This is a genomic window from Niveispirillum irakense DSM 11586, assembly GCF_000429645.1.
In the GTDB taxonomy this organism is placed as follows: Bacteria; Pseudomonadota; Alphaproteobacteria; order Azospirillales; family Azospirillaceae; genus Niveispirillum; species Niveispirillum irakense.
Genome location: NZ_KE386934.1, coordinates 87,464 through 99,150 on the forward strand (window position 1 = coordinate 87,464; position 11,687 = coordinate 99,150).

The 11,687-nt window shown below is 63.1% G+C and carries 13 protein-coding genes; 3 read left to right on the forward strand and 10 right to left on the reverse strand.

Annotation, left to right across the window (positions count from 1 at the left end):
• Positions 1–113: 113 nt before the first annotated feature.
• The 10 genes from G473_RS0119365 to dgt all read right to left on the reverse strand — a co-directional run bounded on the left by G473_RS0119365 (position 114) and on the right by dgt (position 9,903).
• Positions 114–518 (reverse strand): VOC family protein, encoded by a 405-nt coding sequence (locus G473_RS0119365; protein ID WP_029014459.1) that lies wholly within the window; start codon positions 516–518, stop codon positions 114–116.
• 92 nt (positions 519–610) lie between these two features.
• Positions 611–1,867, reverse strand: coding sequence for an RNA polymerase sigma factor (locus G473_RS0119370; protein ID WP_029014460.1), 1,257 nt, complete (start codon positions 1,865–1,867; stop codon positions 611–613).
• Positions 1,864–2,238, reverse strand: a complete 375-nt coding sequence (locus tag G473_RS0119375) for a YciI family protein (RefSeq protein ID WP_029014461.1) — start codon at positions 2,236–2,238, stop codon at positions 1,864–1,866. The genes G473_RS0119370 and G473_RS0119375 overlap by 4 nt, the downstream gene beginning before the upstream one ends.
• A gap of 103 nt (positions 2,239–2,341) precedes the next feature.
• Positions 2,342–2,923 (reverse strand): SMC-Scp complex subunit ScpB, encoded by a 582-nt coding sequence (gene scpB / locus G473_RS27920; protein ID WP_035708377.1) that lies wholly within the window; start codon positions 2,921–2,923, stop codon positions 2,342–2,344.
• Positions 2,920–3,684 (reverse strand): segregation and condensation protein A, encoded by a 765-nt coding sequence (locus G473_RS0119385; protein ID WP_035708689.1) that lies wholly within the window; start codon positions 3,682–3,684, stop codon positions 2,920–2,922. Before G473_RS0119385 ends, scpB begins: the two co-directional genes overlap by 4 nt.
• A 28-nt stretch (positions 3,685–3,712) precedes the next feature.
• Positions 3,713–4,402: a site-2 protease family protein gene (locus G473_RS0119390; RefSeq protein WP_029014463.1), complete on the reverse strand. Its 690-nt coding sequence runs from the start codon at positions 4,400–4,402 to the stop codon at positions 3,713–3,715.
• Positions 4,403–4,408: 6 nt separating this feature from the next.
• Positions 4,409–5,458 carry a beta-N-acetylhexosaminidase gene (gene nagZ, locus G473_RS27925; protein ID WP_051330578.1) on the reverse strand — a complete coding sequence of 350 codons (1,050 nt, stop codon included), beginning with the start codon at positions 5,456–5,458 and terminating at the stop codon, positions 4,409–4,411.
• Entirely contained in the window at positions 5,442–6,683 is a 1,242-nt protein-coding gene (locus G473_RS30460) for an SPOR domain-containing protein (protein ID WP_051330492.1), read from the reverse strand. The genes nagZ and G473_RS30460 overlap by 17 nt, the downstream gene beginning before the upstream one ends.
• An 11-nt stretch (positions 6,684–6,694) precedes the next feature.
• Positions 6,695–8,440, reverse strand: coding sequence for an arginine--tRNA ligase (gene argS, locus G473_RS0119405; protein ID WP_029014464.1), 1,746 nt, complete (start codon positions 8,438–8,440; stop codon positions 6,695–6,697).
• Between the two features lie 143 nt (positions 8,441–8,583).
• Positions 8,584–9,903: a dGTP triphosphohydrolase gene (dgt, locus tag G473_RS0119410; protein WP_029014465.1), complete on the reverse strand. Its 1,320-nt coding sequence runs from the start codon at positions 9,901–9,903 to the stop codon at positions 8,584–8,586.
• A gap of 109 nt (positions 9,904–10,012) precedes the next feature.
• Here dgt and erpA point away from each other — a divergent pair, with 109 nt between their 5' ends.
• The 3 genes from erpA to G473_RS27935 all read left to right on the forward strand — a co-directional run bounded on the left by erpA (position 10,013) and on the right by G473_RS27935 (position 11,603).
• On the forward strand, positions 10,013–10,393 hold the full coding sequence (erpA, locus tag G473_RS0119415; RefSeq protein WP_084438375.1) for an iron-sulfur cluster insertion protein ErpA: 381 nt from the start codon (positions 10,013–10,015) through the stop codon (positions 10,391–10,393).
• 30 nt (positions 10,394–10,423) lie between these two features.
• Positions 10,424–11,203: an exodeoxyribonuclease III gene (xth, locus tag G473_RS0119420; protein WP_029014467.1), complete on the forward strand. Its 780-nt coding sequence runs from the start codon at positions 10,424–10,426 to the stop codon at positions 11,201–11,203.
• Positions 11,204–11,282: 79 nt separating this feature from the next.
• Positions 11,283–11,603 carry a DUF2934 domain-containing protein gene (locus G473_RS27935; RefSeq protein ID WP_035708379.1) on the forward strand — a complete coding sequence of 107 codons (321 nt, stop codon included), beginning with the start codon at positions 11,283–11,285 and terminating at the stop codon, positions 11,601–11,603.
• The last annotated feature ends 84 nt before the right edge of the window (positions 11,604–11,687 follow it).

An 11,687-nucleotide genomic window follows, 5' to 3' on the forward strand; every position in this document is an offset into this window, starting at 1 on the left:
AGTAGCACTCACCGGGAACTGGCTCGGCAGCGTAGCCAAACCAGCGGATGCTGGCGCCGGCGATTGAGGCGCAGGAAAGATTGACCAACGGTCAAGATTTCATGCCCCTGGCATTAAGCAGGCGTGCTGGCCAGGGACCAGGTCACGCCGAACGGATCGCGGACCTGACCATACCGGTCACCCCAGAACTGCTGCTCCAGCTTCATCACCACTTCCGCCCCGGCGGCCACAGCCCTGTCCCACCAGGCATCCACATCCGCCACATGCAGGTGCAGGGTGAAGCTTTGCGGGGCTTGCAGCGGATAGCCAAATTCGGGAAAGGCATCGCACAGCATCAATGACCCGCCATTGATGGAAAGATGGCAGTGCATCAGCTTTTTTCCATCCTGCGCCGGCATCCGCAGCACCTCTTCGGCGCCGAAGGCCCGCTTATAGAACTCCGCTGCCGCGCTGGCGTCGCTCACAACGATATGGGGAATGACCCCGCTGTTTAAGGGAACTTTCTGCTGGTCTGACATGGATGCTCTCCCTCTATGGCGTGAACAGTCACGATAGGCCCTGTGCCCCAAGGACGACCGGCAAGGGATAGAACCGACACGCTCGATAAGAATTAATCAGCCAGTCCGGCTTTCTGCTCCAGCAGGTCCAGATGCTGGCGGATATGGGCGGCCTCCGCCGCTGTACGGGCGCAGGCGATGGCACGGTCAAACGCCACCCGCGCCTCCCTCAGCCGGCCAAGCTGACGCAGATAGGCACCGCGGGCGCCATGATAATGGAAATAGCCATCCAGGCGCGTCGCCAGCGGTTCAATCAACGCCAGCGCCGCTTCCGGCCCCTTGACCTTGGCCAGCACAACCGACCGGTTGAGCGTGACGATGGGGGATGGTTCGGCCTGTTCAAGCGAGGCATAGAACAGGTCGATCTGCGTCCAGTCCGTATCCTGGGCCCGTCGTGCCCGCGCGTGCAGGGCTGCGATGGCGGCCTGGAGTTGATAGCTGCCCGGCCGGTGATGGCGGAAAGCCTTGTCGATCAAGGCCATACCTTCCGCGATCATGGACGGGTTCCACCGGCTCCGGTCCTGATCTTCCAGCAGCACGATATTACCCGCCGCATCAAAGCGTGCCGGGTGGCGGGCATGCTGAAGCAGCATCAGGGCCAGCAGGCCCATGATCTCCGGCTCTGCCGGGAACAGGCGCAGCAGCAATCGCACCAGCCTTATGGCCTCATCGCAGAAAGGCAGGCGGTCAGCCACCGCCTCCCCTGTGGCGGAATAGCCTTCATTAAACAGCAGATAAAGCATGGCGGCGACCACGCCCAGCCGCTCAAGCCGCTCTACGGCACCCGGCGGCTCGAACGGCAGACGGTCGGCACTGATGCGGGCCTTGGCGCGGGTGATGCGCTGTTCCATGGCGCTGTCGCCCACCAGGAAGGCGCGGGCAATCTGGGGTACGGTCAGGCCACAGACGATGCGCAGCGCCAAGGCAATCTGCTGCGTGGCTGGTAATTCCGGATGGCAGCAGATGAACAGCAGCCGCAGCACATCATCGCGATATTCCCCGGCATCCAGCCTTTCCGCCATCGGCCCCTCGGCATCCTCCAGGTCCGACAGGCTGTCCTCATCGGGCAATGGCTGCTGCCGGCTGGTGCGGCGCACTTGATCCAGCGTCACATTGCGCCCCACCATGATCAGCCACGCCGCCGGGTCGCGCGGCGGGCCATTGCGTGGCCAATGGGACAGGGCACGCAGGCAAGCCTCCTGATAGGCTTCCTCCGCCATGTCCAGGTCGCGGAAATAGCGCAGGAGCGCCCCCACGACCTGTGGGCGGGCACCGACCAGGGCGTGATCGATCCAGACCAGATCGGTCATGGCGCCGCCGGCGCCTGGGGCAGATAGAGCGATAAGGGCCGCAATTCATAACAACCATGGCTGCTGCTGGCGCGGGCGAGATCCTTGGCGGTTTCCACCGCCTCCTCCAGATCCTCGCAATCCACGATATAGACGCCCAGCAACTGCTCTTTCGTCTCTGCAAACGGGCCGTCAATGACCAGCGCGTCCTTGCCCTTGCGCACGGTCGTGGCCGCCGTCGTGGGCAGCAGGCGGAAAACCGGGCCCAGACGGCCGGCCTGTTGCAGCTTTTCCGTCACCACTGACAATTTGGCGATGACGGCATCGTCCTCCTCCTGCGTCCAGGCGGTGACGATATCTTCATTGTCGTAACAGAGAATGGCGTACAGCATGGGTCATCTCCTTCCTGCCTGATCCAAGGACGAAGGATTATGCCCAATGCCGACATCAGGTTTCAGAAATTCCGCCTGCGTAAGAAATGGCTTGTACCGATGCTTACCCTTCCCCCGTCCCCAGTCCCGGCAGGCTGGGCATCGGGGCCGCACGGTCCAGAAGGCCGGCGGCACGCAGATCATCCACCCCTGGCAGGTCGCGCAGCGAACCAAGGCCGAAATGGTCCAGGAAATGCGGGGTGGTGATCCAGGTCAGCGGCCGGCCCGGTGTTTCCCGCCGCCGGCCAGGCTGCACCCAGCCGGCTTCCATCAGGATATCCAATGTGCCTTTGGATGTGGCAACACCGCGGATCGCCTCAATCTCCGCCCGCGTCACGGGCTGGTGATAGGCAATGATGGACAGGGTCTCCACCGCCGCGCGGGACAGCTTGGCGGTCACCTCAATCTCCACCCGCAGCTTGTCCCCCAGATCCGCTGCTGTGCGGAAGGCCCACCGACCTCCCGACGCCACCAGATTGACACCGCGATGGCGGTAGAGATTTTCAAGCTGGGCCAGCAGGGGCCGCACCGGCACAGCACCGACGCGGGATTGCAGCACGCCCTCCGGCACCGGATCGGCAGAAGCGAACAGGATTGCTTCCAGCAGACGGACAAGCTGGAAATCACTGTCAAAAAGATCGCTCATCCCTCACCCCGTCGCGCCCGCAGGAAGATTGGCGCATAGGCCCCTTCCTGGCGCAATTCCAATTGCCCGGCCTTAGCCAGTTCCAGTGCGGCCACAAAGCTGCTGGCCAGCAGCGACCGTGCCTTCACGCCCCGTCCGCGCCAGCCGGCCGGCAACAGCGCATCCAGATGCGACCAGTCCGGCAGCTTGCCCAGCATGGCTTCCAGCCGCGCCACCGCTTCCTCGATTGAGTAAAGCTCCGTCACCGGGATGGTGAAAGGCGTGACACGCGCCTGCCGGCTGCCAATATCGCCATAGGCTTTCAACAGGTCGTAAAGGCCCAGATCATGTCGGCTTTTGGCAAAGATCGGCAAATCCTCCGGCGCGCCGCGCGCAAATCGGTCTCGCCCCAGCCGGGGCTGGGCCAGCAGCCGGGCCGCCGCCGCCTGCATCGCCTCCAGCCGCTGAAGCTGCAAGGTCAGGGCCGCCGCCAGCATCTCAGCCGATGGTTCATCGGGCTGCGGGTCTGGCAGAAGCAGGCGGGATTTCAGGTAGGCGAGCCACGCTGCCATCACCAGATAATCCGCCGCCAGTTCCAGCCGCAGGCGCCGGGCCTCCGCCACGAAAGCCAGATATTGTTCGGCAAGCTGCAGGATGGAAATGCGGGTCAGATCCACCTTCTGGTCGCGGGCAAGCGACAGCAAAAGGTCAATCGGTCCTTCATAACCGTCAATATCCAGCAGCAGCGCTTCGTCCACCGCCTCGTCCCCGGCGGTGGCCATGCCCTCTGCCATCATGCCCCCCAGAAACTCAGCCTATCAAACCGGTAATGCGGGCGATCAAATCGACCACGAAATCGACCGCCGGCAGCAGGACCATTGCCAGGGGATGGAAGGAATAGCCCAACTGCCCCGACACGAACGGGATCAGGAACACAAAAGCCAGCAGGATCAGCATGCCATACCGTTCCAGCCGCGCCAGCGGAAAGGCCAGCGCATCGGGCAACAGACCCACGGCCACACGGCCGCCATCCAGCGGCGGCAGAGGTATCATATTAAAAAGGGCCAGCAAGACGTTGAATTGCAAAGAAACCGTCAGGTTATTGGCCCACCATTCCGACATGAAGCCCGGCATCATGCTGGCAGTATGGAGCAGAAGGGCAGAGACCAGCGCCAGCGCGATATTCACGCCCGGACCGGCCAGCGCCACCCACACCATGTCGCGGCGGGGATTGCGCAGATTACGGAAATCCACCGGCACCGGCTTAGCCCAGCCGAACATGAAGCCGGACAGCACGAACATGGTGATGGGCAGGATGACGGTGCCCAGCGGGTCGATATGGCGCAGCGGATTCAGGCTCAACCGCCCTTCCCGCTTGGCCGTGTGATCGCCAAAACGCAGGGCGGCATAACCGTGGGCGGCCTCGTGCAGCGTGATCGCCAACAGGGCCGGCAGCGCCATGATGGAAATCTGCAGCAGAACATTCTCAATATCGGGCATGGTGGCCTATGCCATCCTTCCAGCAAGGATCAGATCGAATTCGCGGCGAAGGGCCGCGACATCCGCCTGTTCCAGATGGGAAGCCCGGCAGGCCGTCGCAATCTCCCATCGTTCAAGGGCCGTCATGCCCATGGGCCGCGCATGGGCGACAGCATCTTCCATCTCTGCCATCACGCCATTGCAATGCAGGGCGACATCGCAGCCAGCAGCCAGAACGGCAGCCGTACGCTGCCCCAGCGTGCCGGACAGGGCCTGCATCGACAGATCGTCGCTGAACAACAGGCCGTCGAAGCCGATTTCTCCCCGCACGATATCCTTGATGATCCGGGCAGAGGTGCTGGATGGATGATCGGCATCAATGGCGGTGTAGATGATATGCGCCACCATCGCCAAGGGCAGGCCTGACAGGGCCTTGAAGGGAGCGAAATCCCAAGCCTGCAATTCTGCCAGCGGGGCCGTCACCACCGGCAATTCCTTATGGCTGTCCGCAAAGGCCCGGCCATGGCCGGGAAGATGCTTGACCACCGGCAGCACGCCACCGGCCAACAGACCCTTGGCCTGTTCACCCGCCAGCAGGGCAACGCGGGTTGGATCACCGGCAAAGGCCCGGTCCCCGATCACATCATGCGCACCAGATACCGGCACATCGGCCACCGGGGCGCAATCCACGTCGATCCCCAGATCGGACAGCATCGCCGCCAGCAATCTTCCATGCAACCACGCGGCTCGCGGCGCTGCGGGCCCGAGGGCGCCGACATGGCCGGCCGCCGGCAGTTCCGGCCAATGGGGTGCACGCAACCGCGCCACCCTTCCCCCTTCCTGATCAATCAGGACAGGGGCTTCCCGACCGACCGCACCCCGCAGATCGGCAACCAGCGCCCGAACCTGGGCCGGGTCAGCAATATTGCGGCGGAAAAGAATAAAGCCAAACGGGTTGGCGGCATGGAAAAATGCCTTTTCCGCCGTCGACAATACCGTCCCTTCGCACCCCAGAACCAGGGCCAGGGGGGCCTGACCCTGGGACCCGGCGGAAAGGGGCTTATCGGACGAGGACACAACCAGCCCCCTGCGCCGCCAGCGCGGCACAAATCTGCTTGGCCCGCGCTTCGTCCACCGGACCACCCTGGATCCGGTAGAAGATGCCCTTGGCGCCCAGATCGGCACGGACGGTCCGCATGGAAAGACCAGCCAGTTCAGGGAACTTGCGCTGCAAGCGTCCCCATTCTGCTGCCGCTTTTCCTTCCGCATCCACAGCCGCCACCTGCACACGCACCGTACCTGTCGTGGGCTTGGGCGCCGTGGTTGCGGCGGCAGGCGGGGGGGCCGCCGGAACGGGGGCCGGCGCAGGCGTCGGCCGTGCGGCCGCGGGCGGGGGCGTCAGGTTCTGCGGTTGCGGTTGCTGCTGCGGCCGGGTCTGCTGCACGGGCGGTGCGGCCGCCGGTGCCTGCTGCTGCGGCTGGTATTGCGGCGGCGGTGCCGCAGGCGTTGTCGGCTGATAGGCCGGCTGCTGCTGCTGTGGTACCGCAGCCGGCTGCTGAGGCGGCGGATAAAGCGGCTGCGGCGGGGCACTGGCCGTAACCTGCGCTTCACCCGCTTCCGCCATCGGCATGCCTCCATCCTCCGGCAATTCCGGCGGCAAGGCAGGTTCAGCCTGCGGGCGCTGCATCGGTGCTTCGGGCGGCGGCAACAGTCGCTCCACCTGCCCGCCTTCACCGGCACCAGGGTTCAAACGATCATAGATCAGCTTGTCCTGGTTGGGCACTTCCAGCCCACCGGGATTTTCCGGCTTGATCTTGGTCGGGCTGTTATCGGCACGCAGGATCGGGGCGACACTCTCCGTCCCGGCACGCATGCCCTGATTATAGGCGTAAAAAATGATACCGCCAAAAACAGCCAGACCACCGGCGACAATGGCGGCATTGAGGATCCCCCGACGACGAGGGGGCGCTTCCTCATATCCGGCCTCATACCCCTCATACTGGCTGTCTTGCGCCGTGTAGGGATCGTAATAAGGGTCCGGGGCCGGCGCACGATAGCCAGCGGCGACCGGCTCCGGGTCCACATAGGGATCGGGCTGATCAGCATAGGGATCATGCGGCACATGGGGGGGCTGGTACCCAGGCTGCGGGGCCTGATCCTGTGGCTGACGCGGCTGATAGGACGCACGCGGGCTCAAACCCGGGTCGGCACGGAAATCGGCCCGCAGACCCGCAGGGCGACCCTGCTGCCCCTGGCCACCCTGCGGGCGGCCCTGTTCTTCCTCGTCATCGTAATAAGACATGAGCTTTCGCCTCAGCGCATTTCCTCAGAGGGTTCAACACCCAGAACATGCAGGCCGGCCGCAATGACCAGCGCTACCGACGTGACCAGCGCCAGCCGGGCCCGCGTCAGCGCCTCATCCCCATCAATGAGGAAGCGCATGGTGGCATCGTCCTTGCCCTGGTTCCAAAGGCCATGGAAAGCGGATGCCAGATCATAAAGATAGAATGCGACGCGATGGGGTTCATGCGCGTCCGCCGCCGCCTCGATCATACGTGGGAAGGACAGCATCAAGCGGATCAGGTCCAGTTCCGCCGTGCTGTCCAGGCGCGACAGGTCGGCACTGGCCAGAAAGGACGGGGACAGGTCGATACCTGCCGTCCTGGCATGACGCAGCACGGAATGGCAGCGCGCATGGGCGTACTGCACATAGAAAACCGGGTTTTCTTTCGACTGTTCGGTAACCTTCACGACGTCGAAATCAAGCGACTGATCATTACGGCGCGTCAGCATGATGAAGCGGACCACACCGGCGCCCACCTCTTCCACAATATCGCGCAGGGTGACGAAGCGCCCGGCCCGCTTGGACATCTTCACCGGCTGCCCGCCATCCAGCAGATTGACGAGCTGGCAGATCTTCACATCCAGCGCGCCCTTGCCCCCGGTAATGGCGGTAACGGCGGCCTGCATGCGCTTGACATAGCCGCCATGGTCGGCGCCCAGCACGTCGATCAGCATCTCGCCACTGCGGCGGAACTTGTCATAGTGATAGGCGATGTCGTTGGCGAAATAGGTCCAGGACCCGTCCGACTTTTTCAGCGGGCGGTCCACATCATCGCCAAACTGGCTGGCACGGAACAGGGTCTGGGGGCGCGGCTCCCAATCTTCCGGCTTCTTGCCCTTGGGCGGCTCCAGCACGCCGGTATAGATCAGGCCCTGATCTTCCAGCGTCTTCAGCGCCAGATCGACAGCACCGGCATCCACCACCGCCTTCTCCGAGGAGAAGACATCATGCTGCACTCCCAGCAGCGCCAGATCCTGGCGGATGCCTTCCATCATGCGGGCGACGGTGAATTCCCGGAAATAGGGCAGCCACTCCCCCTCTTCCGCATTCACCCAGCGGTCGCCATCTTTTTCCTTCAGCGCCTCACCCACGGCCTTCAGATAGTCGCCGGGATAAAGCCCTTCCGGGATCGTCACCGTCTCCCCCAGCGCTTCGCGGTAGCGCAGATAGGCGGACCGGGCCAGCACATCGACCTGGGCGCCAGCATCATTGATGTAATATTCGCGCGTGACGCTATAGCCGGCCTTGTCCAGCAGGCGGGCCAGCGCGTCGCCGACCACGGCGCCACGGGTGTGGCCCACATGCATGGGTCCGGTCGGGTTGGCGGAAACATATTCCACATTCACCCGGCGGCCCTGCCCCACCGTGCTCGCACCATAAGCCAAGCCGGCCTTCAGGATATCGGCCATGCGGGACTGCCAGAAGGCCGGCGCAATACGCAGATTGACGAAGCCGGGGCCGGCCACACCGGCATCCACCACCGCTTCCATGCCCTTCAACCGGGCGACCAGCGCATCGGCAATGGCACGCGGCGGCTTGCCGGCCGGCTTGGCCAGGATCATGGCGGCATTGGTGGACACGTCACCATGGCTGGGATCGCGCGGCGGCTCCACCGTGATTCGGGCGAAATCAAGCCCGGCGGGCAGGTCACCCGCCGCCACCATCTGTTCCAGCGCCGTGAGGATCTTGGCTTCGAAATCTTTGAAGACGTTCATTTTTCCAGGCTTGACTTTGGTATGCGCACGAAAAGGCCAACGGCGAACCGCGAGGGGCACCGACGGATATTGCCCCGCACCCTACACCGATCAATCCGCTACGGACAGTGTAGGAATGAGAGGGCGGGAATGTGGCAGAATGATTATCCGGCGATTAATTGCGCCTGCCGAATGGCAAAACGGTCCGTCATGCCAGCGATATAATCCAGCAAGGCACGTACCCAGCCGGCCCGGTCATAGGGGATGGCGTGGATATCGGGCACCGTTTCCAGCAGGGAGGCGAAGCGGCGCGGCAGATCACCCTCCGGCCCCGTCGCCTCCCGCGCCAGCATCGCTTCGCCATAGGCTTCCAGCAGGATGGTCACCGTGCGGGCGGCGACGATATCGGTTTCGCACCGCTGCTGGCCGCGATAGATGCGGGTATAGCTGACCTCGGAAATATCTTTCAGGGCGTCCTTGCGCTCAATCATGTTAAGCAGCGGGCCAACGGGCCGCCCTTCCATGATATCGGCCAGCTTCTCCTGGAAGGCGATGCCGGCATCCTGAACCAGCCGGTCAATGGCGCGGGCGCGCAGGTAGATCAGCCGCCGATCCTCGCCATCAATGGCATCATATTCGGCCCGGTCCCATTCGATCAGCGGCTCCAGCAACTCCTCCGCATCGGTGAAGGAGAGCATGCGCATCTTCACCGCATCCTCAATATCGACGATGGAATAGCAGGCATCATCCGCGGCCTCCACCAGATAGGCCAGCGGATGGCGGCACCAGGCATCGCGGCCGATGGGCAGCAGTCCCAACTCTGTCGCCACATCGGCCATCAGGGCAGTTTCCGACCCGAAGAAGCCATATTTGCGCTTATGCGGCCGCGCCTCCCCCGCCGTGGCCGGTGCGCTCCACGGATATTTTCCATAGGCGCCCAAGGTGGCGGCGGTCAGTTGCAGCCCACCGGTGGCGCGCCAGCCCTGCAGGCGCGTCAGCACCCGGAAACCCTGGGCATTGCCCTCGAAATTCCGCAACTCGTTACATTGCTGCCCGTCAAGGCCGTCCAGGATACGCGCGCCCAGCGTGCTGCCCTTGAACCAGTCGGAGATGATGTCTTCCCCGGTATGGGCAAAGCAGGGGGTACCCAGATCATGGGCCAACGCGGCAGCGGCCACGATATTACCGATATCGAAGGGCGTGGCCGGCACGGCATCCTGACCATAGCGGGCAATGATCTCCGCCCCGGCCCAACTGCCCAAGGATCGACCAACCCGCGCTGCCTCCATCGAATGGGTCAGGCGGGAGCGCACATAATCCGACCCACCAATGCCATGCACCTGCTGCTTGTCCGACAGGCGCCGGAAGCTGGTGGAGAATGTGATGCGGTCAATATCGATCTCAAACGCGCTGCGATAGGGCAATTCCGGATCGCGGCCGGGCTTCGCCAGACGCTGACGGGACAGAAGTTGGTTCCAGCGCATCTTCCTGCACCCTCCCTCGGCGCGATCCCCGCTTTGACGAGCGGGTCATGGGCGCTTACATAGGGTGTAAGCGTTTGTCCAGACGTTAACGGATCAAGGATCGTCCGCCATGTCGATTTCCCCCGCCCCCAATGCGCCCGCGGCCAATCCGCCCGCCGATGGACGGGCCATGACCCTGTCCGCCAGTGCTGCCGCCCGCATCATCAAGCTGGCGACAATGGAAGGTGATCCCAACCAGATGCTGCGCCTGACGGTTTCCGGCGGCGGCTGCTCCGGCTTCCAATATGGGTTCAGCTTCGACAATAATGTGAACGAGGATGACCATCTGTTCACCCGCGACGGTGCGCGCATGGTGGTGGATGACACCTCGTTGGACCTGCTGGCCGGGGCGGAAGTGGATTTTGTGGAAGATCTGATGGGAAGTTACTTCAAGGTCGCCAACCCCAACGCCGCTTCCTCCTGCGGCTGCGGCAGCTCCTTTTCGCTTTAATAACGCCCCGCACGCCTGAAAGACGATGCCTTGAAGATCGCCACCTGGAACGTCAATTCCGTCAAAGCCCGGCTCGCCAATGTCACCGGCTGGCTGGGGGCCACCAGCCCCGATATCGTGCTTTTTCAGGAAATCAAAAGCGAGACGGCCTCGTTCCCCACGGCCGCATTCGAGGAACTGGGCTATCACGTCCAGGCGGTGGGGCAGAAAAGCTATAATGGCGTCGCCCTTCTGTCCAAGCTACCGGCAGAAGACATCATTACCCGCCTACCCGGTGAGCCGGAGGATAAGCAGGCCCGTTATGTAGAGGCCACCGTTGGCGGCATCCGGGTCGCAAGCCTCTATCTGCCAAACGGCAATCCGGTGGGGACGGAAAAATATCCCTACAAGCTGCGCTGGATGGAACGGCTGCGCCTGCACGCCGCCACCCTGCTGGAAAGTGGCATGCCGGTTGTGCTGGGCGGCGACTATAATGTCATCCCCGCCCCTGCCGATGTCTATGATCCGGTGGGATGGGCGGAAGACGCGCTGTTCCGACAGGAAACACGGCTGAAATTCCAGGAAATCCTGGCGCTGGGTTACACAGAGGCATTCCGGGCCCTGCATCCGGGCCTTACCCGCGCCTATAGTTTCTGGGATTACCAGGCCGGCGCCTGGCCGCGCGACATGGGCCTGCGCATCGATCATTTCCTGCTATCTCCACAGGCGGCTGACCGGCTGGTGGCGTGCGAGATCGACAAGGGTCCGCGCGGGCAGGAGAAAGCCTCCGATCATACGCCAGTGGTTCTGGACCTGCGCGCGCCGGACTGACCCGTTCCCTTTCCCGGAACCACCCCCCTCCTGCTGCGTTCCCTTTGCATCGGCAAATGGAATAAAGCAGGAGGATGCCATGCTGGATAATGACCGTATCCGCCAACGTGCCCATGAGATATGGGAGCGCGAAGGGCGCCCCCTGGGGCGGGAAGCCCAGCATTGGGAACAGGCCCGAAACGAAATTGCCCAGCAAAAGGTTCAGGACGGCGCACGGGCAGAAAGCAACGCGACCCTGCCGCCATCCCATGAGGCCAAGCCGGGGAATCTTTTCAGTGATCCGGACAATCCCAATCGGATTGATAAAACCGACATAACACCAGGGCTCGGGATCGAGAGAACCGATGATACTCATCTCGTGTCGACCGAAACCCAGGGTGTGCCCAAAGAGCAACGCTGACCTTTTATATCGGATGGATAATACTCGCCATCCGTATGCTCACTTTAATACAATATTAACTATAAAGCCCTGCCCTAATTCGGC

Bases quoted from the DNA above. Each gene is read 5' to 3' on its own strand.
- G473_RS0119390 (WP_029014463.1), bottom strand. From the start codon at position 4,402: ATGCCCGATATTGAGAATGTTCTGCTGCAGATTTCCATCATGGCGCTG.
- G473_RS0119375 (WP_029014461.1), bottom strand. From the start codon at position 2,238: ATGCTGTACGCCATTCTCTGTTACGACAATGAAGATATCGTCACCGCC.
- G473_RS0119365 (WP_029014459.1), bottom strand. From the start codon at position 518: ATGTCAGACCAGCAGAAAGTTCCCTTAAACAGCGGGGTCATTCCCCAT.
- G473_RS0119385 (WP_035708689.1), bottom strand. From the start codon at position 3,684: ATGGCCACCGCCGGGGACGAGGCGGTGGACGAAGCGCTGCTGCTGGAT.
- argS (WP_029014464.1), bottom strand. From the start codon at position 8,440: ATGAACGTCTTCAAAGATTTCGAAGCCAAGATCCTCACGGCGCTGGAA.
- G473_RS0119370 (WP_029014460.1), bottom strand. From the start codon at position 1,867: ATGACCGATCTGGTCTGGATCGATCACGCCCTGGTCGGTGCCCGCCCA.
- scpB (WP_035708377.1), bottom strand. From the start codon at position 2,923: ATGAGCGATCTTTTTGACAGTGATTTCCAGCTTGTCCGTCTGCTGGAA.
- G473_RS30460 (WP_051330492.1), bottom strand. From the start codon at position 6,683: ATGTCTTATTACGATGACGAGGAAGAACAGGGCCGCCCGCAGGGTGGC.
- dgt (WP_029014465.1), bottom strand. From the start codon at position 9,903: ATGCGCTGGAACCAACTTCTGTCCCGTCAGCGTCTGGCGAAGCCCGGC.
- G473_RS27935 (WP_035708379.1), top strand. From the start codon at position 11,283: ATGCTGGATAATGACCGTATCCGCCAACGTGCCCATGAGATATGGGAG.
- erpA (WP_084438375.1), top strand. From the start codon at position 10,013: ATGTCGATTTCCCCCGCCCCCAATGCGCCCGCGGCCAATCCGCCCGCC.